The sequence below is a fragment of the Streptomyces sp. 378 genome (assembly GCF_030124145.1).
Classification (GTDB): Bacteria; Actinomycetota; Actinomycetes; order Streptomycetales; family Streptomycetaceae; genus Streptomyces.
Window position 1 is genome coordinate 119,366 of sequence record NZ_JASKMS010000018.1, and the last position, 21,986, is coordinate 141,351.

The 21,986-nt window shown below is 72.9% G+C and carries 18 protein-coding genes and 1 tRNA gene; 10 read left to right on the forward strand and 9 right to left on the reverse strand.

The features are described 5' to 3' along the window. The first annotated feature begins 48 nt into the window (after positions 1 to 48). Complete coding sequence (locus QNO09_RS23810; RefSeq protein WP_283972279.1) at positions 49 to 699, forward strand: hypothetical protein; 651 nt, start codon at positions 49 to 51, stop codon at positions 697 to 699. Positions 700 to 930: 231 nt separating this feature from the next. Here QNO09_RS23810 and QNO09_RS23815 read toward each other — a convergent pair whose 3' ends face one another. The 3 genes from QNO09_RS23815 to QNO09_RS23825 form a co-directional block, all read right to left on the reverse strand. After that, complete coding sequence (locus tag QNO09_RS23815; protein WP_283972280.1) at positions 931 to 1,920, reverse strand: DUF5926 family protein; 990 nt, start codon at positions 1,918 to 1,920, stop codon at positions 931 to 933. 110 nt (positions 1,921 to 2,030) lie between these two features. Beyond that, positions 2,031 to 2,669: an ATP-binding protein gene (locus QNO09_RS23820; RefSeq protein WP_283972281.1), complete on the reverse strand. Its 639-nt coding sequence runs from the start codon at positions 2,667 to 2,669 to the stop codon at positions 2,031 to 2,033. Between the two features lie 166 nt (positions 2,670 to 2,835). Further along, complete coding sequence (locus tag QNO09_RS23825; RefSeq protein WP_283972282.1) at positions 2,836 to 3,663, reverse strand: glycerophosphodiester phosphodiesterase; 828 nt, start codon at positions 3,661 to 3,663, stop codon at positions 2,836 to 2,838. A 288-nt stretch (positions 3,664 to 3,951) separates the two neighbouring features. On the opposite strand from QNO09_RS23825, the gene QNO09_RS23830 reads away from it, so the two are divergent. After that, entirely contained in the window at positions 3,952 to 5,403 is a 1,452-nt protein-coding gene (locus QNO09_RS23830) for a S1C family serine protease (RefSeq protein WP_283972283.1), read from the forward strand. 63 nt (positions 5,404 to 5,466) lie between these two features. After that, positions 5,467 to 5,553, forward strand: a tRNA-Ser gene (locus tag QNO09_RS23835). Between the two features lie 193 nt (positions 5,554 to 5,746). Here the strand turns inward: QNO09_RS23835 and QNO09_RS23840 are convergent. Next, the gene (locus tag QNO09_RS23840; protein ID WP_283972284.1) at positions 5,747 to 5,959 is read right to left on the reverse strand and encodes a ferredoxin; all 213 of its coding nucleotides are present in this window, start codon (positions 5,957 to 5,959) and stop codon (positions 5,747 to 5,749) included. A gap of 305 nt (positions 5,960 to 6,264) precedes the next feature. Beyond that, a complete protein-coding gene (locus QNO09_RS23845) occupies positions 6,265 to 6,732 on the reverse strand; it encodes a hypothetical protein (RefSeq protein ID WP_283972285.1) in 468 nt (155 codons plus the stop codon). A 444-nt stretch (positions 6,733 to 7,176) separates the two neighbouring features. On the opposite strand from QNO09_RS23845, the gene QNO09_RS23850 reads away from it, so the two are divergent. Next, positions 7,177 to 12,201 (forward strand): nSTAND1 domain-containing NTPase, encoded by a 5,025-nt coding sequence (locus QNO09_RS23850; RefSeq protein ID WP_283972286.1) that lies wholly within the window; start codon positions 7,177 to 7,179, stop codon positions 12,199 to 12,201. A 166-nt stretch (positions 12,202 to 12,367) separates the two neighbouring features. On the opposite strand, the gene QNO09_RS23855 is transcribed toward QNO09_RS23850, so the two are convergent. The 3 genes from QNO09_RS23855 to QNO09_RS23865 all read right to left on the reverse strand — a co-directional run bounded on the left by QNO09_RS23855 (position 12,368) and on the right by QNO09_RS23865 (position 14,780). Beyond that, entirely contained in the window at positions 12,368 to 12,940 is a 573-nt protein-coding gene (locus QNO09_RS23855) for a GNAT family N-acetyltransferase (protein WP_283972287.1), read from the reverse strand. A 465-nt stretch (positions 12,941 to 13,405) separates the two neighbouring features. Then, a complete protein-coding gene (locus tag QNO09_RS23860; protein ID WP_283972288.1) occupies positions 13,406 to 13,870 on the reverse strand; it encodes a hypothetical protein in 465 nt (154 codons plus the stop codon). A gap of 43 nt (positions 13,871 to 13,913) precedes the next feature. Continuing rightward, entirely contained in the window at positions 13,914 to 14,780 is an 867-nt protein-coding gene (locus QNO09_RS23865) for a bifunctional DNA primase/polymerase (protein WP_283972289.1), read from the reverse strand. Positions 14,781 to 15,149: 369 nt separating this feature from the next. Between QNO09_RS23865 and QNO09_RS23870 the strand changes: the two genes are divergently transcribed. The 6 genes from QNO09_RS23870 to QNO09_RS23895 all read left to right on the forward strand — a co-directional run bounded on the left by QNO09_RS23870 (position 15,150) and on the right by QNO09_RS23895 (position 20,600). Continuing rightward, positions 15,150 to 15,476, forward strand: coding sequence for a hypothetical protein (locus QNO09_RS23870; protein WP_283972290.1), 327 nt, complete (start codon positions 15,150 to 15,152; stop codon positions 15,474 to 15,476). A 162-nt stretch (positions 15,477 to 15,638) separates the two neighbouring features. After that, a complete protein-coding gene (locus QNO09_RS23875; RefSeq protein ID WP_283972291.1) occupies positions 15,639 to 16,553 on the forward strand; it encodes a bifunctional MaoC family dehydratase N-terminal/OB-fold nucleic acid binding domain-containing protein in 915 nt (304 codons plus the stop codon). Continuing rightward, the gene (locus tag QNO09_RS23880; protein ID WP_283972292.1) at positions 16,550 to 16,933 is read left to right on the forward strand and encodes a MaoC family dehydratase; all 384 of its coding nucleotides are present in this window, start codon (positions 16,550 to 16,552) and stop codon (positions 16,931 to 16,933) included. Before QNO09_RS23875 ends, QNO09_RS23880 begins: the two co-directional genes overlap by 4 nt. Further along, positions 16,930 to 18,102 carry a lipid-transfer protein gene (locus QNO09_RS23885; RefSeq protein ID WP_283972293.1) on the forward strand — a complete coding sequence of 391 codons (1,173 nt, stop codon included), beginning with the start codon at positions 16,930 to 16,932 and terminating at the stop codon, positions 18,100 to 18,102. The genes QNO09_RS23880 and QNO09_RS23885 overlap by 4 nt, the downstream gene beginning before the upstream one ends. A gap of 133 nt (positions 18,103 to 18,235) precedes the next feature. Next, positions 18,236 to 18,796: a SigE family RNA polymerase sigma factor gene (locus QNO09_RS23890; RefSeq protein ID WP_283972294.1), complete on the forward strand. Its 561-nt coding sequence runs from the start codon at positions 18,236 to 18,238 to the stop codon at positions 18,794 to 18,796. A 160-nt stretch (positions 18,797 to 18,956) separates the two neighbouring features. Further along, positions 18,957 to 20,600: a long-chain fatty acid--CoA ligase gene (locus QNO09_RS23895; protein WP_283972336.1), complete on the forward strand. Its 1,644-nt coding sequence runs from the start codon at positions 18,957 to 18,959 to the stop codon at positions 20,598 to 20,600. A 63-nt stretch (positions 20,601 to 20,663) separates the two neighbouring features. On the opposite strand, the gene QNO09_RS23900 is transcribed toward QNO09_RS23895, so the two are convergent. Further along, positions 20,664 to 21,863 (reverse strand): MFS transporter, encoded by a 1,200-nt coding sequence (locus tag QNO09_RS23900; RefSeq protein ID WP_283972295.1) that lies wholly within the window; start codon positions 21,861 to 21,863, stop codon positions 20,664 to 20,666. Between the last annotated feature and the right edge of the window lie 123 nt (positions 21,864 to 21,986).

Genomic DNA, 21,986 nt, shown 5'->3' on the forward strand with positions numbered 1-21,986 from the left:
GGGCGCGCCGAGCCCGGCGCCCGCCCCGGCGCGTTAAGTTCCGGAACCATGCGGCGTCCCGCCCGGGGCCGCTCCCGGGACTCCCGAAAGACCAGACTGCTCGCCCTCGCGGGGGTCGTGGTGGCGTGCGCGGTCGCACTGCCGCTGGCGGTGGCGTCCGCGGGGTCGGTGGGGTCCATGGGGTCTTTGGGGCCCGCGAGCTCTGCGGGGGCGAAGGGCGTTGTGGATTCGGCGGGTCCCGACGTCCGCACGTCCGGTTCCGGCGCCGTACGTCCCTCCCCGCGCGCCGACGACAAGGCGCCGGGGGCGTCCTTCGCCGCCCCCGGCCTCCCTGTGCTCGGCCAGGGCCTGTCGACCGTCGTGCGCTGCGGTTCCGAACTTTCCTCCCCCGACGGCATCGAGGCGCAGACCTGTGTCGTGACGCGGGGTGCGGACACCTGGGCGCGGACCTACTACCGCAATGCGACCGGCGAGGCGCTGGACGCCGTGCTGAGCCTCATGGGCCCCGACGACCGGAGTGTGCGGATCAGGTGCGCCGTGGGGGCCGGGGACGAGCCGGGGACCTGTGAGACGCCGCGGGAGCCCGTACGCGGGAGGCCGACGGCGTACACAGCCGTCGCGGAGTTCGCCGAGCCGGGCGGGCGGGGACCGCTGCTGCTGCGCTCGGGGAGCAACTCGCCTGTGAGAACGCGCAGTTGACGCCCGGCTGCGTTCCGTGAACGGAAGCGAAGACGAAAAGACCCGGTTGCTGGCGACGGGGGATGCACCAGCAACCGGGCTACGGGAACGGTAACAAGAGATCGGCGGTTCGCAAATTCGATCTCGTCTTTCCGGTCACCGACTGGCTTGTCCGGACCGGGAGTTGTGATCGACGCGGGCCGTGCGGGTCCGGCCCGCCGGTGGTGCGGCCGGCCGCACCACCGGCGGGTGTCAGCTGAGCGTGACCTGCCGGTTGGTGAGGCCGCCCCGGGCGCGGCGCTCGTCCGCGGTGAGCGCCGCGTCCGTCGCCAGGGCGGCGGCGAGGCGCTCGGCGAACTCGGCCGCCGGCTTCTCGATGTCCTCGGCCTTGACGTCGCTGGGCAGGTCCCACACCGGCACCGTGAGCCCGTGAGCGCGGAAGGAGCCCACCAGGCGGGTGCCCTCGCCGAGGCTGGAGCGGCCCGCCGCGTGCAGCCGCGCGAGGGCGTCCAGAAGCCGCTCCTCGGCATGCGGCATGACCCACCGCAGATGGTTCTTCTCCGGCGTCTCGCACCAGTACGCGGCGTCCACGCCCTGGAGCTTGACGGTCGGGATGGCCGCGGCGTTGGCCCGCTCCAGGGAGGCGGTCACGTCGGGCGTGGCGTTCTCCGGGTCCGGGACCCAGAACTCGAAGCCGCTGTGCACTTCTGGCTCGAACACGCCCTCGGGGTCGAGCAGGTCCTGCAACCGGGGGCTGTCGGCCGGGGCGCGGCGACCCTGCACGGGTGTGCCGGGCTGGGCCTGAAGGGCGCGCTGGAGGGTGTCGGCGAGGTCGCGGCTGATGTCGCCGGAGGAGGTGTCGTTCTGCAGGCCGAGCAGGACCGAGCCGTCGTCGCGGCGCAGGGCGGGCCAGGCCATGGGCAGGACCGTGGCCAGGGTGACCGCGGGGACGCCCTCGGGCAGGCCGTCCTTCAGGGTCAGGTCGACCGTGGCCGCGGGCACCAGCTCGCGCAGGGCCACCCAGTCGCACTCGCCGGGCAGACCCTCGAAGGGGCGATGCACCAGTTCGGTCGCGGCGTGGGAGGCGGCCCGGCCGTGACAGGCCTTGTAGCGGCGGCCGCTGCCGCAGGGGCAGGGCTCGCGGGCGCCGACGACCGGAACGTCTCCCTCGGCACCCGCGGTGCGGGCCCCGCCCGTGGTCTGCGGGCGCTTGGCCTTCGTCTGGGGTCGCTTCTTGGCCATCGATGGGTCTCCCGGTTACGGCTCGTCTCGTACGGTCGCGAGCCTAGCCGTTCGTGACCCGGGCCACGGGGTCCTGTGGACAACACCCGGTCCAGCGCGGCGTGCGGCGCTCAGTCCCTGTCGTCGAAGGCGTCCGCGAAGCCCAGCCCGGGTATCCGGGAGACCGCGGGGGCGGTGACGCGCGTCGCGAAGTCGTCGCGGCGGTGTCCGGCGTCGGGGTCGTGGACGTCGTCGTGGACGACGACCCACACGGTGACCTCGCCGCGGATGTCGTCGCGCACGCCCCAGTCGTCGGCGAGCGCGGTGATGATGTTCAGCCCGCGACCGCCGTGCGCCGTGACCGACGGGGTCGCGGGGGCGGGGCGGGTCGGGCCGCCGCCGTCCGTGACCTCGACGACGAGCCGCCCGGTCGGGTCCACACGCCACGCGGCACGCACGTCACCGTCGCCCGAGAGCGCGTCGCCCAGGGGTCTGCCGTGCTTGCACGCGTTGCTCAAGAGTTCGGAAAGGATCAGTACGGCGTCGTCGATGACCGACTCCGCGACTCCGCCTCTGCGCAGCTGCGTACGCATCCGGTGTCGCGCTTCCCCCACGCCCGCAGGGCCATGGGGTACGGCCATGCTCGACGACGTGGGCACCTCCTGTGCCACCACCAACGCCACCCCCGAGACCTCCTTCGCCCCACGCCACGGTGTGGATGCCCCTTTGGCCTGTACCGGAAACCGGCCGATCCACCCCCGGTGACGCATTCACCACGGGCGAATACGGACCGAACGCGCCGGAGCACTCCTGGTAATCACCTGGCTGGAAATCATCGGTGTGGCCGGGAAGGGAGGATCCCGCTGTCCGGGGCGCGGGGTCAAGAGGTGTGCGTGGGTCTGGTGGGACTTGAGGGATTACGCGTCGGTCCGGTTGTCAGCGGCCGAGCTGGTCCAGCACCGCACGCGGGCGGTTGGTGATGATGGCGTCCACACCCAGCCCGACGCAGAGATCCACGTCCGCGGGCTCGTTCACGGTCCATACGTGCACCTGGTGCCCGGCTTGCTTCAGGCGCTCGATGCACACGGGGTGATGGCGTGCGATCCGGAGGGAGGGTCCCGCGATCCGCACGCCCGGGGGCAGCCGTCCGTCGCGCAGCCGGGGCGAGGGGAACTGCGTCAGATGGACCGTCGGGAGCGTCGGCGAGGCGGCACGCACGCGTTGCAGCGAGCGGGCCGAGAAACTCATGACGCGCACCTGGGACTCCTCGGCGGAGGCCGGGGCGTCGAGACCGAACCGCTTCAGCAGGACCAGCAGCCGGTCCTCGACCTGCCCCGCCCAGCGCGTGGGGTGCTTGGTCTCGATGGCCAGTTCCACGCGGCGCCCGGCGTCGGCGACGAGTTCCAGCAACCGCTCCAGGGTGAGCACGGAGGTCGCCTCGCGGTCCTCCGGGCGGTGCTCCCAGTCGGGTTCCTCGTCGCGTCCCTTCCAGGCCTCGCCCGTCTTCCAGGAGCCGAAGTCCAGGGCGGCGAGGTCGGCCAGCTCCAGTGCGGAGACGGCGCCGCGGCCGTTGGACGTACGGTTGATCCGGCGGTCGTGCACACACACCAGGTGGCCGTCGGCGGTGAGGCGCACATCGCATTCGAGGGCGTCCGCGCCGTCCTCGATGGCCTTGGTGTACGCGGCCAGGGTGTGTTCCGGGGCGTCCTCGGAGGCTCCGCGGTGGGCGACGACTTGAATCACGTGCTGTCGTGCGTGGGTCACCGCGTCATGGTGCCACCGAGTGCGGGTACGCGTCCGGTCGGACGGACTCGACGGGTGCGCAGGTCCGGACGGAGGCATTGGGATTGCATCCATTCAGCCTGTAATGACCTATATAAAGAATGGCCTCGGACGCACAGGCACCGCTTATGGTGCTCTGACGGCCTGTGGGAAAAGCTGACGGCATACAAAGGGACAAGCATCGCGGTATCGCGCCGGCCCGTTCGACGGGTGGAAAAGGCGTGATCGCGTGCGACCCGGAGAAACGGCCGTGGATCTAGGAGAGAAGCTGTGAGCACCGAGAACGAGGGCACCGCGGTACCCCCCGCCCCGTCCGCACCCCCCGTGCCGGTGGACGCTCCCGCTGCTCCGGCGCCCCAGGCACAGGCCGGGCCGTACGGGCAGGACGCCCAGGGACAGCACCCCCAGGGGTCGGACGCCCAGGGGCAGCACCCTCAGGGGCAGGGCGCCTCCGGTGACGCCGGCCACCCCGGCGTCTCCTCTTCCGCCCCCGACCCCTCCTGGCCCCCGCCCCCGCCGCCGGCCTCCCCGTACGGCGACGGCGGGTCCGGGTCCGGCCCGGGCGGCTGGGGTTCCTCGTACCAGCAGCCGGCGCCGAAGCCGGGCCGCGGGCGCGGAGGTCTGATCGCCGCGGTCCTGGTGGCCGCGCTGTGCGCGGGCGGCCTGGGCGGCGGGCTCGGCTATGTGCTGGCGGAGAACAACGACCAGAGCACCGGCTCGACGACGGTGTCGGCTTCCGCGAGCGGCGGCGACGTCAAGCGCGACCCGGGCACGACCGCGGCGGTCGCCGCCAAGGCGCTGCCGAGCACCGTCACGATCGCGGCCGAGAGCACCAGCGGCGAGGGCGGCACCGGCACCGGCTTCGTCTTCGACAAGCAGGGCCACATCGTCACCAACAACCATGTGGTGGCGGACGCCGTGGACGGCGGCAAGCTCACGGCGACCTTCGCGAGCGGCAAGAAGTACGACGCCGAGGTGGTCGGTCACGCGCAGGGCTACGACGTGGCGGTCATCAAGCTCAAGAACGCCCCCGACGACCTGAAGCCGCTCACCCTCGGCGACTCGGACAAGGTGGCCGTCGGCGACGCGACCATCGCGATCGGCGCCCCGTTCGGTCTGTCCAACACGGTGACGACGGGCATCATCAGCGCCAAGAACCGCCCGGTCGCCTCCAGCGACGGCAGCGGCAGCCAGGCGTCGTACATGAGCGCCCTGCAGACCGACGCCTCGATCAACCCGGGCAACTCCGGTGGTCCGCTGCTGGACGCGCAGGGCAATGTCATCGGCATCAACTCCGCGATCCAGTCGACCGGCAACGGCGGCTTCGGCACCGGCCAGTCCGGCTCGATCGGCCTGGGCTTCGCCATCCCGATCAATCAGGCCAAGTACGTGGCCCAGGAGCTGATCAAGAACGGCAAGCCGGTGTACGCGAAGATCGGCGCGTCCGTCTCCCTGGACGACAGCTCCGACGGCGCGCAGATCACCGAACAGGGCGCGGGCGGCGCGGCACCGGTCGAACCGGGCGGCCCGGCCGCCAAGGCGGGCCTCAAGCCGGGCGACGTCATCACCAAGCTCGACGACCGGGTGATCGACTCCGGCCCCACCCTGATCGGCGAGATCTGGACGCACCAGCCCGGTGACAAGGTCACGATCACCTACGAGCGCGGCGGCAAGCAGCACACGGTCGACGTCACGCTCGGCTCCCGCGTCGGCGACAACTGACCCCCACCCGCCCGCGCCGACCCGTTACCCTTGTCCCCGCGCCGCCGATCACGGCCGGCGCGGGGAGGCGTGCCCGAGCGGCCTAAGGGAACGGTCTTGAAAACCGTCGTGGCAGCGATGTCACCGTGGGTTCAAATCCCACCGCCTCCGCGCGATGAGCAGTGAGAACGGCCCCTGACCTCGTGTGGTCAGGGGCCGTTCGCGTGCCCGGCCGCCCTGCGTGGGCTGGATGCCGTGCCGGTCGCGTGGACGCTTGGCGGGCGAGGACACCACCCGCCGACAGGGACTCGTCATCGGGGTGGGCGAAGACCGCGAGCAGGTTCGGCAGCGGCATCCGCCCTCGCTACGGCCGGTCCGGCGACGGTGGCGCCCCGGTGATGCTGATCGCCTGGCTCGGGCACCTCTCGACCGCCTCCAGGATCTCCGGGCCGCCGTCCGTCCGCTCGCGACCCGGGCGGACGGCGCCGAAGCCGTCGACGAACTCGAAGACCGCCGGGACCCGGTGGACGCACTCGGCGGAGCCGTAGCAGAGTTCGCGGTCTACGGAGACCTTCATTCCCTCGTGTCCCCCTCCTGACGGCAACGGGAGCGTGACCGTCGAGGAGTTGACTGCCCAGCGGGCCTCCGGCCGAACCGGCCGGTTCGGCCGGAGGCCCGCTGGCTGGACGGGCCACCGGTTTCCGCGCGTCACTGGCCGGATGGGCCCGGGATTCTTGCGGGGCTGGCTGGATCGGTCTGGTTTTCGTGTGCCGCTGGCCGGGGCGGCACGGTTTTCGTGCGCCGTTGGTTGGGCGGCCTAGGTTTCGCGCGCCCCGGCTGAACCTGCCCGGTTGCCGCGCGACCCCGGCCGGAACAGCCCTGTCACCTTGCGCCCCCGGCGGTCGCCAGCCAGTGGGCGACTCGGCGTACGGCGGCCTCGTCGAGCCGTTCGACCAGCGCCTGGACGGTCGTGTCGTCCTCGGGGGAGAGGTCGTAGAGGCCCGCCTTGGCCAGGCCGGCGATGAGGACCTGGTGGCGGCGGCCGGTCATCCGTTCCGTCAGTGTGACCGGTGCGCCGGGGGAGGGCTCCGGATTCGGCTGAGATGCGACGGTCTGTTTCAGCGGGGCGTCGAACCGGTGCCACCCGCCGTCCCTCGGCCCCCACAGGGCGACGGTCACCTCGTCGCCCCGTGCGCGCAGGGTCTGGGTCATCTCGCCGAGGGCGTACAGCACCGGTGAGCGGTGGGGCGACTCGGCGGCCGTCTTCCAGGAGCCGGCGTCCGGGCGGTAGAACATCGCGACCCAGCGCGGAACACCCTGCGGTCGTGGGCTCTCGGGACGTGAATCCACTGCGCTCACCCCTGCACATCGCTGCGGAAGCGGTACGGCAGGCCGACCATAGCTGACGGGTCGTCAGTTATCCAGGGTCGGGGGCGCGGTACGAAGGGGATGCCCGGCGAGGTGGGCAGGGGGTGTAGGGGGTGTGCGGCATGGTCCGTCGGGGTCGGGACAGGCGGTCCGCGTGGGTTGCGGGGCGAGGTCCGCCGGGAGGATCACCACGTCGTCCGGCACCGGTCCCTCCCCTCGTGGGGACCGGTACCGAACGGTGGAGCCTCGTCGTCCGGCTCGGACGGAAGCTGGCCGGATAGGTGTGCCGCTGGGGTCCGGATCCTGCCATTTCCGGTCGCGGGCGAGGAGATTCCGGGGTTCGGCGGACGGTATTACCGCAGGTCAGCCATATAGAGTGAGTTTTCCGGTCCGGACGTCCAGGCGCGGAAGTGAGGAGCTGAGACCTTGAGTTCCGACTCGGGGGCACGCACCGCCTTCGCCGAACGCCTCGCACTGCTGTACAAGGAAGCCGGCAACCCTCCTCTCAAACGGGTGTCCGAAGCGGTCGTCCGGCTCCAGCGGGTCGACGAACGCGGGCGGCCCGTGCGGGTCTCCGCCCAGCGCATCAGCGACTGGCGGCGGGCCCGGAACGTACCCGCCCAGTTCCCCGGGCTCGCGGCGGTGTTGCACGTGCTGATCCCCGAGGCGCGGCGCGAGCGGCCCACGCCGGTCTCCCCGGGGCTGTACGACCTCGGCCAGTGGCAGCGGCTGTGGGAACGCGCGGTGGCCGGCCCGGTCGGCGAGCGCGCCGCGGCGTCCGCCGTCGAGGAGCGGCCGACGGAGGAGACCGTGCCCGCCCCCGGAGGGGTCTGCCCCTACCGGGGTCTCGCCTCCTACCGCCGGGAGGACGCACGGTGGTTCTTCGGCCGGGAGCGGAGCACGGACGCGCTCGTCACCCAGCTCGGGGCCGTCGCGGGGACGGGCGGCCTGGTCATGCTCGTGGGCGCGTCGGGGGCGGGGAAGTCCTCGCTGCTGAACGCAGGCCTGGTGCCCGCCCTGCGGGACGGCGCGCTGGGCGGCGACGACGGCGACGGTGACGGCAGCGGGCGGGCGCGGAAGGTCGTGCAGCTCGTACCGGGCGGTGATCCGCTGGCGGAGCTGGGCCGGTTCGTTCCCGAGCTGGCCGCCGTCGTCCCGGCCCGGTCCCGGACCGCGCCCGGGACAGCCCCGTCCCGGCCGGAGGCAGGGCGGTCCGACGCCTCCGGAGCACAAGAGCCAGGCGCCACCTTCGGCAAAGAGCCCGGCCCCTCTCGCGGCAGGGAGCCCGGTCCCTTCTCCGCACAAAAGCCCGGCCCCTCCGCAGCCCAAGAGCCCGGCGCCTCCTCCGTACAAAAGCCCGGGGCCTCCCCAGCCCAAGAGCCCGGCGCCTCCTCCGTACAAGAACCCGGCGCATCCTCCGGCGCAGAGCCAGGCGCCACCTTCGGCAAAGAGCCCGGCCCCTCTCGCGGCAGGGAGCCCGGTCCCTTCTCCGCACAAAAGCCCGGCCCCTCCGCAGCCCAAGAGCCCGGCGCCTCCTCCGTACAAAAGCCCGGGGCCTCCCCAGCCCAAGAGCCCGGCGCCTCCTCCGTACAAGAACCCGGCGCATCCTCCGGCGCAGAGCCAGGCGCCACCTTCGGCAAAGAGCCCGGCCCCTCTCGCGGCAGGGAGCCCGGCCCTTCCGCAGCCCAAGAGCCCGGCGCCTCCTCCGTACAAAAGCCCGGGGCCTCCCCAGCCCAAGAGCCCGGCGCCTCCTCCGTACAAGAACCCGGCGCATCCTCCGGCGCAGAGCCAGGCGCCACCTTCGGCAAAGAGCCCGGCCCCTCTCGCGGCAGGGAGCCCGGCCCTTCCGCAGCCCAAGAGCCCGGCGCCTCCTCCGTACAAAAGCCCGGGGCCTCCCCAGCCCAAGAGCCCGGCGCCTCCTCCGTACAAGAACCCGGCGCATCCTCCGGCGCAGAGCCAGGCGCCACCTTCGGCAAAGAGCCCGGCCCCTCTCGCGGCAGGGAGCCCGGTCCCTTCTCCGCACAAACGCCCGGCCCCTCCGCAGCCCAAGAGCCCGGCGCATCCTCCGGCGCAGAGCTCGGCGCCTCCCCCGGAGCAGACCCCGCCCCCTCCCCCGGCAAAGAGCCCAGCGCCTCACCCGGCCGGGAGCCCGCGGCTCGGGAAGCCGGCGGCCCGCCGGCACCCGAGCCAGGCACGCCGTCCTTCACCGGTGCCGTCCGCGCTGCCGTCGCCGCCTGGGCCCGGCGCGCAGCGCCCTCCGGGTCGCGCCCGGTCGTCATCGTGGACCAGTTCGAGGAGACGTTCACCCTCTGCCCCGACGAGGCGGACCGGCGCACCTTCATCGAGGCCCTGCACGCCGCCTGCTCGCCCGCGCGGCCCGGCGAACCGGCCCCGGCGATCGTGGTGCTGGGCATCCGCGCCGACTTCTACGACCGGTGCCTGCGCTACCCCGAGCTGGCCGACGCGCTCCAGCACCGGCACATGGTGCTCGGGCCGCTGACCACCGCGGAACTGCGCGAGGCGGTGACCGGTCCCGCCAAGGCCGTCGGCCTGGAGCTGGAGCCGGGGCTGGCGGAGCTGATCGTCCGGGAGGTCGGTACCGACGGCCCGCGCGGGGCGCACGACGCCGGCGTGCTGCCGCTCCTCTCGCACGCCCTGCTCGCCACCTGGCAGCGCAGGAAGGCCGGGCGGCTCACGCTCGCCGGCTACCGCGCGGCCGGTGGCATCCAGGGCGCGGTCGCGGCGACCGCCGAGCGGGCCTGGACCGGTCTGGACCCGGCCGCGCGCACGGCGGCCCGGCTGCTCCTGCTCCGCCTGGTCCGGCTGGGCGAGGACACCCAGGCCACGCGCCGGCGCGGGACCCGGCGGCAGCTGGCACAGGAGTCGACCGACCCCGGCAAGACGGAGGAGTCTCTGGAGGCGCTGGTCCGCGCCCGGCTGGTGACGCTCGACGCGGAGACCGTGGAGATCACCCATGAGGCGCTGCTGCACGCCTGGCCGCGCCTGCGCGACTGGATCGACGAGGACCGGCAGGGCAATCTGCTGCGCCAGCGCCTGGAGGAGGACGGCCGGGCCTGGGAGGAGTCACACCGCGACACCTCGCTGCTCTACCGGGGCTCCCGGCTGGAACAGGCCCAGGGCTGGGCGAGGTCCGCCGGGGACCGGTTCCTGACCCGCAGCGCGGTGGAATTCCTGGCCGCCTCGGTCCGGCTGCGCCGGCGGATCATCTGGATCAGCCGGGGCGCGGTCGCGGCTCTGGCGGTGTTGGCGGTGCTGGCCGTCGGATCGGCGGTGATCGCCTGGAAGCAGCGGGACGAGGCCGTCTTCGAGCAGGTGCTCGCCCAGGCCGACCGCGTGCAGCACACGGACCCGTCGCTGTCCGCGCAACTCGACCTGGTGGCGCACCGGCTGCGGCCGGACGACAAGGGCGCGAACAGCCGTCTGATCTCCATCGTGAACGCTCCCCTCGCCACGCCCCTCACCGGTCACACCGGCGCCGTCTACCTCACGACGTTCAGCCCGAACGGACGGGTCCTGGCCACCGCCAGCTACGACCGGACCGTACGGCTGTGGAATGTCGCCGATCCCCAGCGCCCGAAACCCCTGGGCAAGCCCCTCACCGGGCATACGAGCTGGATGAGCAGCGCGGTCTTCAGCCCGGACGGCCGAACGCTCGCCAGCGCTTCCGACGACGGCACCGTACGGCTGTGGGACGTGACCGACCCCGAGCACCCGAAGTCGCTCGGCGCGCCCCTGACCGGCCACGACGGCACCATCTACCTGATCGCCTTCAGCCCGGACGGACGCACGCTGGCCTCCGCGAGCCACGATCAGGTGGTCCGGCTGTGGGACCTGACCGACCGGCGTCGGCCGCGGGCGCTGGGCGCCCCCCTGACCGGACACCGGGCCGCCGTGCGCTCGGTGGCGTTCGGCCCGGACGGCCGGACGCTGGCCGCGGGTGGTGACGACGGCACGATCCGGCTCTGGGACGTGTCCGAGCCCGGCCGCCCGGAATCGACCGGAGGTCCGTTGACCGGCCACACCACCACGGTGCACTCCGTGGCCTTCAGCCCCGACGGCCGGACGCTCGCCAGCGGCAGCGGGGACGGCACCGTGCGGCTGTGGAACATGGCCGGCGGGGGCCGCCCGGCCGTGATCGGCGCGCCGCTCACCGGTCACGCCGGACCGGTCTGGTCCGTGGCCTTCAGTCCCGACGGGAACATGCTCGCCGCGGCCAGCGCGGACAGTACCGCCAGCCTGTGGAAGGTCAGCGATCCGAGGTATCCGTCGCAGGTCGGCGGCCCCTTCGCGGGCAGCAGCGGCGAGATGTACGCGCTCGGCTTCAGCCCCGACGGGCGCACCCTCGCCACCGGGACGGGTGACAACAAGGTCCGGCTGTGGTCGGTGCCGACGGCGGACATGGTCGGCCGGACCGGAGCGTTCCGGCCGGACGGGCCGGTGCTCGCGACGGCGGCGCGGGACGGCCGGATCCGGCTGTGGGACGTGCGCAAGCCCGGCAGCCCGGCACGGATAGGAGAACCGTTTCGCCCACGCAGGGGCGACGTGCGCTCCCTGGAGTTCTCCCGGGACGGCCGCACCCTCGCGGTCGTGACCGGCGACCGGGCCGTGGAGCTGTGGAACCTCGCCGACCCGGAACACCCCGTCCCCTACGGTTCCCCCGCCCCGCTGCGCATCCGGTACGCGGACCCGCTGGCGTTCAGCCCCGACGGGCGGGTCCTGGCCACGGCCTACGACGACCGCACCATCCAGCTGTGGGACATCGGCGACCCGTCCCGGCCGCGCCCGCTCGGCACGCCCCTCACCGGGCACAAGGGTTACGTCAACCACCTCGTGTTCAGCCCGGACGGCCGCACGCTCGCCAGCGGCAGCGCGGACGGCACCATCCGGCTGTGGAACGCGGCCGACCCCGGCCGGGCGGCCCTCGTCGGGGCGCCGCTGCGGGGGCACCTCGGGGCGGTCAACGCCCTCGCCTACAGCCGCGACGGCCGCACGCTGGCCAGCGCGGGCGACGACAACTCGGTCCGCCTGTGGGACACCACGGACCCCGCCGGGGCCTCCGAGGATGCGCGGCTCACGGGGCACACGGAGGCGGTCGTGTCGCTGACGTTCAGCCGGGACGGCCGCACCCTGGCCAGCGGCGGCAACGACAGCACCGTCCGGCTGTGGAACGTCTCCGACCCCTCGCACGCCACCGCGATCGGCCAGTCGATGAGCCCGAACGCCAGCGCCAAGAGCGGCACCTTCCTGGCGTTCAGCCCGAACAGCCACATGCTCGGGGTGTCGAGCGGCGCGGACACCATCCGGCTGTGGAATCTCGACGTCGACGCGGCCGCCCGCCGCGTCTGCTCGATGACCCGGGGGGTGCTGACGCCGGACACCTGGCGGGAGTACCTGCCCCGGCTCTCCTACGAGCCGCCGTGCGACGGCTGACCCGTCCTTCGCACCCAACGGGCCCGGCAATCAAGGTAGTTGAGTGATACGAGTCACAACCGGGCTTTCCTGACGGCCAGTCGGCTCGCGGTGGGCAAGCGCTTGTTACCCTTGGCCATGGCTCGACCGCTGGTGCATCCCCCGTCGCCAGCGGTCGGGTCTTTTTTCAGCGCAGGGCGAGGCGCATCAGAATCCGGGGATGACCGGCCAGGACCGAGGTCGTGTCCGCCGCGTGCGTGAAGCCGACGCGCTCGAAGTTCTTCCGCAGGCCCGCGTACGCCATCGTCGGATCGACCTTGGCGTCGCCGTTGTCCAGGGGGTACGCCTCGATCGCCGGTGCGCCCCGGTCCCGGGCGAACGCGACCGCGCCGGCGATGAGGGCGTGCGAGACGCCCTGCCTGCGGTGGCCGGGGCGGACCCGGACGCACCACAGCGACCAGACGGGCAGGTCGTCGATGTGCGGGATCTTGCGGTTGCGGGCGAACGAGGTGTCCGCGCGCGGGGCGACGGCGGCCCAGCCGACCGGTTCGTCACCGTCGTAGGCGAGCACACCCGGGGGAGGATCCGCGCGGCACAGCTCCGCCACGTAGGCGCCGCGTGCCGGGCCGCGCAGTTCGTTGTTGAGCCGGGAGGGGATCCGGTAGCTCAGGCACCAGCAGACATTCGCCTGGGGCGACTTGGGCCCGAGCACGGCACGGACGTCCTCGAAGTCCGTGGCCGGGCGAACGTCGATGCTCATGCCCTCACGATGTCACGCACGGGACGGTCCCGCCCCGGAAGCCGGACACGGCCTGGCCGAAGGCGTCATAGAACGGCTGCGCCGTCCCGGCGAGCACCGAGGCGCCCTGCGCGAACGGGGTGATCCGATCGATCCCCCCGGACCGACCGCCACCGTCACCACCGCCGCCCTCCGGCGCCCAGGGCGGACAAACCGCCCTGAAGGACGACGAGCGCGACGAGCAGAGCGGCGGCACGGGACAGCAGACCGAATCGCATGTCCCCCGCAACGAACCGCTCGAGTGTGCTCGCGGGCTCCCGAGGACGTCCTGGGTGTCCGCCCAGTCCGGGCCATGGGCCGTCGGGGCCGCGGCGCGGCGTTCAGCGGGATCCCAGAGGACGTCCTCCGGCTCCAGTCGTTCCAGGTGGTGCGCGAACAGCGACCCGGTCGACTCGGACCGCCGGCGCGGCAGCGCCGGAGGGGAAGCTACGGGGGTACCGGGGCGTCCCGGGCCAGTCCCGTCCAGTCGAGGTCGCGCAGCGCGGGCTCCGTGTCGCAGCCCGACGGCAGGCGGGGCGTGGACTGGAACCAGACGACGGTCAGGCGCGAGCGGTAGGCGACCGGGTCGCGGGCCGGGTCCAGGGCCGCGGAGTGGAACGTGCCGAGGCAGGCCACGGCGGGCAGTACCTCGACCGGCCCGAGGCCGCCCGCGTACTGGTCGGGGTACTCGCGCCGCGGCGGCACGAGGTGCACCGGCGTGCCCGGGCGGGACCGCTCGGCGGCGTGCAGGAGGCCACGGATCCGCAGATCGTTCAGCGGCTTGCAGGGATAGCCCTCCAGCATGTCGCCGTACGTCGACGAGAACCGCAGGTCGGCGAGGTCCACCGAGCGGCCGGAGGCCAGGACGAGGCGGGCGAGCGCCAGGGCCGGTGATGTGGCGTGCTGTTGCATGGAGGTCTTTCGGTGTTCATGGACGGGGCCGTGCGGGCGGTGCTCACGGCCGGTACCCGGTCAGCCGTGCCGCCGAGGCGATCGTCGTGCGGGCCTCCCGCTCGGACAGGCCGGTGTGGAGGGCCGCGTCGATCAAGGGGGTCACGAGCGCCGGGCCGATGCCGTCCTCGTAGGCCCGGCAGGCCGCCCAGAACAGGCGGGTGTTGCGCTGGCCCTCGTGCGCGGCCAGGACGAACTGGACCAGGCCCTGGCCGTGTCCGTCGGCCGTCTGCGGCGCCGGGTGGTGGGCGCGGGGCGGTGGGAGCAGCAGCCGCAGGAGGGAGCGCGGGCAGGGGGCGGGGGGCAGGTGCGCGGTGCCGGGGGCGGCGGCGTAGACACCCTGGGCCGTGCGGGAGCCGGGGCCGACCAGGTAGCCGCCGGCGCCCCGGACGTCGATGCCGGGGGCGAGCCGGCCGGCCGAGTTCGGGACGACCAGCTCGGGCGGCCCGCTCAGCCACAGATGACGGCCGCCGGACGGCGTCACGACGACCACGGTCGGCGGGATGGTGAACAGGTGCCGCAGGGCCAGCTCGCGCAGGGCGGCCGAGGAGTCCGTGCCCGTCTTCACGTCCAGGTCGAGGCCGATGAGGTGGTGCGGGGGCAGTCCGCAGGCGATGCCGTAGCCGGTCGCCCAGGGCGCGGCGGCGAACAGCTCGCGGATGCGGTCCGGGTCGCTGGAGGCGTCGTACACCCCGTGTCCGAGGCGGCCGCACTGGCCGTGGCAGGGGGACGGGGCGGGGTCGTCGCGGTGGGGGGAGCGCAGCGCGGGGAGTTTGGTGCGGGACAGGGGGAGGACGGCCAGTCCGCGTTCGGCGGCTGACAGGGCGTGTGCGAGGGCCAGCGTCGTGGCCTGCCGGTCGGTGGTGGCCATGACTCTAGTTTCGTACGTGCGTTCGAAAAAGGAAAGGGGGAGCGAGTGCGACGCGCCGGGCGGCCCGGGGTCGGCCGAAAAGTGCGGGAACGCTTCGTCCCTTGCGGCACCCGGGTTCGAACGCCCTCTTTCGCCACCGTCCGGGACGGAAGTGACGCGAAGGGGTTTATCGCCTTGTCCTCACGCTTGCATGCGAATAGCGGCATTCGGGGTGGTTCGCCGGGGATTCGGTGGGCAACTCTGGATGCGCGACATCGAGTACGGCACCGGGGCGGTCGGCCAACTTCCCCGGTGACAGCAGTGGTTACGCACGAAACGGCCATGAGCCGGTGCGTCCTGGGTCCGATCAGTCCTGAAGGGACAAGAAACATGGCAAGCATCCGTACCGCCCGTGTCATCGCAGCCGTCTCCGCCCTTCCGCTCGCAGCCGCTCTCTTCACCGGCGTCGCGACGGCGGACAACGGCGCCTTCGCGGACAACGGATCCATCGCGTCCGTCACGGAGGCCGAGCAGGGCATCCTCGGCAGCGGCGTCGGCGGCGACAACTTCGGCAACGCGGCCACCACCCAGCAACAGGCCGTCGGCGACGGCGCCTCGAACCAGAGCAACACCGCCCAGGTCAACGGCTCGGAGTTCACGGCCGTCAACCAGGGCAACGCCAACACCGCCATCAGCTTCGCCCCGCTGTGGTGGTGAGCTGACCGGGCCGGTGCGGCGGCACCGGCCCGGGTGTCGTGGGGGTGTGCTTCGTGGGGTGACAAGCGTCTGAGCGGCGGTACTCCGGTACCGCCGCACAGGCGTTTTCCGCGTCTGCGAGGTCTTGACGGGACCCGTGCATCTGACGGACAGTCAGAAGCCGTGAGAGGTGAGCCGGAGGACCACGAGGAGTTCGAGGCGCGCCTGAAGGCCTACGAGGGCCTCCCGGCCGCCGACACCGGCATCGGCCGCGACCCCGTCAACGAGCCGATGATCAGGCACTGGTGCGAGGCCATGGGCGACACCAGCCCCGCGTACACGGGCCCCGACGCCATCGCTCCCCCCACCATGCTCCAGGCCTGGACCATGGCCGGTCTCCACCGCCGCCCCGAGCGCACGGCCGCGTACGACCAACTCCTCACCCTGCTCGACGCGTCGGGCCATGACGCGGTCGTCGCCACCGACTGCGAACAGGAGTACCTGCGCCCCCTGCGCCCGGGCGACCGGATCACCTTCGACTCGGTGATCGAGTCGGTGTCCGGCCGCAAGACCACGAAGCTCGGGGCGGGTTACTTCGTCACGACCCGCACCGACGTCCGCGCGGACGGCGAACTCGCCGGCACCCACCGCTTCCGCATCCTCAAGTACACACCCGCCCACCGGCCTTCGAAGCCGGGGGAACGCCGCCCCCGCCCCGTCGTCAACCGAGACAACGCCGGCTTCTGGGAGGGCGTGGCCCGCCACCAGCTCCTCATCCAGCGCTGCACCGCCTGCGCCACCCTGCGTTTCCCCTGGCTGCCGGGCTGCAACGGCTGCGGCTCCCCGGACTGGGACACCGTCGAGGCGAGTGGCGAGGGCACGGTCTACTCCTATGTCGTCCTGCACCACCCGCCCTTCCCGGCCTTCGACCCCCCTTACGCGGTCGGCCTGATCGAGCTCGCGGAGGGCGTGCGGATCGTCAGCAACGTGGTCGGGGTGCCGTACGAGCAGGTGCGGATCGGCATGCCGGTGCGGCTGGAGTTCCGGCGGTACGACGACGAGCTGGTGCTGCCCGTCTTCCAGGGGGTGACCTCGTGAACGCCGGTGACCGTCTCCCGCCCCTGGAGATCCCCGTCACCCGGACCCTGATCGTCGCCGGGGCGATCGCCTCCCGCGACTACCAGGACGTCCACCACGATCCGGATCTCGCCCGGCAGAAGGGCTCCCCCGACATCTTCATGAACATCCTGACGACCAACGGCCTGGTCGGCCGCTACATCACCGACCACTTCGGCCCCCGGGCCGTGCTGCGCCGGGTGGCCGTCCGGCTCGGCGCGCCCAACCACCCCGGCGACACGATGGTGCTGACCGGCACGGTCGAGGAGGTCGACGGCGACACCGCGACGGTAAGGGTCGTCGGTGCGAACGGCCTCGGCACGCATGTCACGGGCACGGTGACGGTGCGGGTCCCGGCATGATCCCGACAGGGCGGGACGGTCTCGGAGGGCGCGCGGCCGTCGTCGGTGTGGGAGCCACCGAGTTCACCAAGGACTCGGGGCGCAGCGAACTGCGCCTGGCGGTGGAGGCGGTGCACGCGGCCCTCGCGGACGCGGGGCTGAGCCCGGCCGACGTCGACGGGATGGTCACCTTCACCATGGACACCAGCCCCGAGATCACCGTCGCCCAGGCCGCGGGCATGGGTGAGCTCTCCTTCTTCTCCCGGATCCACTACGGCGGTGGCGCGGCCTGCGCCACCGTCCAGCAGGCCGCCCTGGCGATCGCCGCGGGCGTGGCCGACGTGGTCGTCTGCTACCGGGCCTTCAACGAGCGCTCGGGCCGCCGCTTCGGCTCCGGAGTGCGGCACCGGGAACCGTCCGCGGAGGGCGCGGCGCTCGGCTGGTCGCTGCCGTTCGGCCTGCTCACCCCGGCCTCCTGGGTGGCGATGGCGGCCCGGCGCTACCTCCACACCCACGGGCTGACCCCGGAGGCGTTCGGGCACGTGGCGGTCGTCGCCCGGAAGCACGCGGCGACCAACCCGGCGGCCTGGTTCCACGGCCGGCCCATCACCCTCGCCGACCACGCCGCCTCGCGCTGGATCGTCGAACCGCTGCGGCTGCTGGACTGCTGCCAGGAGACCGACGGCGGCCAGGCCCTCGTCGTCACCTCCGTCGAACGGGCCCGCGACCTGCCCCACCCGCCCGCCGTGATCGCCGCCGCCGCCCAGGGCGCCGGACGCGCCCAGGAACAGATGACCGGCTTCTACCGCGACGACCTGACCGGCCTGCCCGAGAGCGCGGTCGTCGCCCGGCAACTGTGGCGGACCTCGGGGCTCACGCCGGCCGACATCGACGTGGGCATCCTCTACGACCACTTCACGCCGTTCGTACTGACGCAGCTGGAGGAGTTCGGCTTCTGCGGCCGGGGCGAGGCGGCGGACTTCGTGGCCGGGGAACACCTGCCCCTCAACACGCACGGCGGGCAGCTCGGGGAGGCGTACCTGCACGGCATGAACGGCATCGCGGAGGCCGTCCGGCAGATCCGGGGCACGGCGGCGAACCAGGTACCGGGAGCGGAACGGGTCCTGGTGACGGCGGGGACGGGCGTGCCCACGTCCGGACTCGTCCTGACCGCCGACCCCCAGGGGTGAACCCGCAGTACTCCGGGCCCGGTACTCCCCCTACAGGAGGTGCAGTCGGCCCCACCCCTACAACCTGAGGGGGATCCCGCTTCGGGACCTGCGGCCGATCCGCTCACCGTGCCGTCGCTCATAGCGTTGAGCCATGACCACACTCGTCTGCACGAGCGCTTCGAAGGCGGCCAAACCGGCGGCGCAGACCTTTCCGTATCCGTCGTTCTCGTCGTACGTCAGGGCCCGCCAGCCGGTGCTGCTGCGTACCGCCCGCTCGCTCACCGGCAATCCGAGCGACGCCGAGGACCTGCTGCAGACCGCCCTCACCAAGACGTACGTCGCCTGGGAGCGCATCGAGGACCACCGCGCCCTCGACGGCTATGTGCGCCGGGCGCTGCTGAACACCCGGACCTCGCAGTGGCGCAAGCGCAAGGTCGACGAGTTCGCCTGTGACGAGCTGCCCGAGCCCGATCCGGTGGCCGCCGGCGACGACCCGGCCGAGCAGCAGGCGCTGCGCGACGCGATGTGGCGGGCGATCATGCGGCTGCCCGCCCGGCAGCGGGCGATGGTGGTCCTCAGGTACTACGAGGACCTCAGCGAGGTCCAGACGGCAGAGGTGCTGGGCGTCTCGGTGGGTACGGTGAAGTCGGCCGTCTCCCGGGCGATCGGCAAGCTCCGCGAGGACGCTGAGCTGGGACTTGTCCGCCAGTGAGGGGGTGTCCCGGCTGCTTGTGAGCTGTCCCTCCGGCATGGCGTGATCTGATCGATCGCCCGGACCTAGTGACATACCGCGCGGTATGTGCGCAGAATCAGCACAACCTTTACCACCGCGTAGGCAATGTCGCCCCCGGGAGGACGCCGTGCTGAGCACGATGCAGGACGTACCGCTGCTGATCTCAAGGATCCTGACTCACGGGTCGACGATCCACGGGACCTCACAGGTGACCACCTGGACCGGTGAGGATGAGCCGCACCGCCGCTCCTACGCGGAGATCGGCGCCCGCGCGGCCCAGCTCGCCCACGCGCTGCGGGACGACCTCGGTGTCACCGGCGACGAGCGGGTGGCGACCCTGGCCTGGAACAACGCGGAACACGTCGAGGCGTACTTCGCGATCCCGTCCATGGGCGCGGTCCTGCACACCCTGAACCTCCGCCTCCCGCCCGAGCAGCTGGCCTGGATCGTCAACCACGCCGCCGACCGCGTGATCATCGCCAACGGTTCGCTGCTCCCCCTGCTCGCCCCGCTGCTGCCGCACCTGAAGCCGGTCGAGCACGTGGTCGTCACGGGCCCCGGAGACCGCTCGCTCCTCGCCGGCGCGGCCGTCCGCGTGCACGAGTACGAGGACCTGATCGCCGGGAAGCCGACGTCGTACGACTGGCCGGAACTGGACGAACGCCAGGCCGCCGCCATGTGCTACACCTCCGGCACCACCGGCGACCCCAAGGGCGTCATCTACAGCCACCGCTCCATCTACCTGCACTCCATGCAGGTCAACATGGCCCAGTCGATGGGCCTGACCGACGAGGACACCTCCCTGGTCGTGGTCCCCCAGTTCCATGTGAACGCCTGGGGCCTGCCGCACGCCACGTTCATGACCGGCGTCAACATGCTGATGCCGGACCGCTTCCTCCAGCCGGCGCCGCTCGCCGCGATGATCGAGGGCGAGCGGCCGACCCACGCCGCCGCCGTGCCGACCATCTGGCAGGGCCTGCTCGCGGAGTTGACCGCCCATCCCCGGGACGTCTCCTCCCTCACCCAGGTCACCATCGGCGGATCGGCCTGCCCGCCGTCGCTGATGGAGGCCTTCGACAAGCTGGGCATGCGGGTCTGCCACGCCTGGGGCATGACGGAGACGTCCCCGCTGGGCACGATCGCCCGTCCGCCGGCCGGCGCGGTCGGCACGGAGGAGGAGTTCGCCTACCGCCTCACCCAGGGCCGCTTCCCGGCCGGCGTCGAGGCCCGCCTGACCGGCCCCGGCGGCGAACGCCTCCCCTGGGACGGCGAGTCCGCCGGTGAGCTGGAGGTGCGCGGCCCCTGGATCGCGGGCGCCTACTACAACGGCCCCGGCGCCGAGCCGCTGCGCCCCGCCGACAAGTTCAGCGAGGACGGCTGGCTCAAGACGGGCGACGTCGGCACCATCTCCGCCGACGGTTACCTCACCCTCACCGACCGGGCCAAGGACGTCATCAAGTCCGGCGGCGAGTGGATCTCGTCGGTGGAGCTGGAGAACGCGCTGATGTCCCACCCCGACGTCACCGAGGCGGCCGTCGTCGCCGTCCCCGACGACAAGTGGGGCGAGCGCCCCCTGGCCACGGTCGTCCTCAAGGAGGGCTCCACCGCCACTTTCGAGACGCTGCGCGACTTCCTCGCCGACGAGGGCCACATCGCCAAGTGGCAGCTCCCGGAGCGCTGGACGATCATCGAGTCGGTCCCGAAGACGAGCGTCGGCAAGTTCGACAAGAAGGTGCTGCGCAGGCAGTACGCCCAGGGGGAGCTGGACGTCACCCGGCTCTGACCCGCCCGCGCGGGTGCGCCGTACGCCGGCACCTCACCGGCGTACGGCGGCCGGTCACCCTCATCACCGCCGTACGGAGGTCGGCCCCCACCCCAGCACCAGCCACAGACCCGCCACCGCGCACACCCCGCCCCAGCCGAAGTGGCTGAAGGCCACCCCGGCGAGGGCGGAGGCGGCGGCGCCGCCCGCGAACCCGGCGACCACATAGGCGGTGTTGGCGGTGGCCGGGGTGGAGGTGGTGGTCAGGGCGAGGGTCTGGTTGGCGACATGGGAGGCGACCAGCGCCGCGTGCACGGCGATCGCGGCGGCGAACAGCGCCCACGGCACCTGCCCGCCCAGCCAGAACAGGGGCACGGACACGGCGGCGACCAGATACGCCGACCGCACGACCTTGCCGGCGCCGAACCGGTCCACCAGCCCGCCCGCCAGCGGCGCCACCGCGCTCGCGGTCAGCCCGAACAGCCCGAACAGCCCGGCGGTGGCGGTGGACAGCCCGTACTCCGGCCCGGTCAGCAGCAGGGCCAGCGAGGTCCACAGGGCGCTCCACGCACCGAACATCCCGGCCTGCCGCACACACGCCCGCCACAGGTCGGGCGAGCTCCGCAGCACGGACGGCAGCGCGACCAGCCCCGCGAACAGCGGGCCCTGCCGGCGCCGCCGCGACGGCAGGACCACCGCGGTCGCGAGCCCCAGGACGAGGGTGAGCACGGCGGCGCCCGCGAACACCCACCGCCAGCCGAAGGCCTGCCCGGCCAGCCCGCCCAGCACCCGGGCCCCGACGATGCCGGTGAACAGGCCCGCGATGACGGCCGCCACATGCCGGGCGCGCCGCTCGGCGGGAGCACGCTCGGCGACCAGCGGGACGAGCAGCTGCGGGATGACGGTCGCGGCCGAGGCGACGAACATCGCGGCCGCGAGGGCGGCGATGCCCGGGGCGCCCGCACCGGCACCCAGCGCGAGAGCGGTGACGAGCGTGAGCCCCGCGACCAGTCGGCGCCGGTTCGCGCTGTCGCCGAGCGGGGCGAAGAACAGCAGGCCGACCGCGTAGCCGAGCTGGGCGACCGAGGCGATCCAGGCGATGGCCGAGGGTGCCGAGCCGAAGTCGCGGGCCATGAGCGGGAGCAGCGGTGCGGCGAGGTAGATGTTGGCGGCGGTGACCGCGCTGCACACGGCGAGCAGGGTGAGGAAGAGGCCGGGGGCGGGGGTACGGGCCCGTCGTACGGGGGCGCCGGCCTGGACTGTGGTCGTGGTCGCTGACGGCATGGAGGGGAGTCCTTGGAGTCGACTCTAACAACTAACTGGTTGGTTGGCTGACGGGGAAACAGTCTGGGCCGCCCCGGCATTCCATGTCAACCAAACAGTTGGTTACCTCGGCGCGCTACCCTC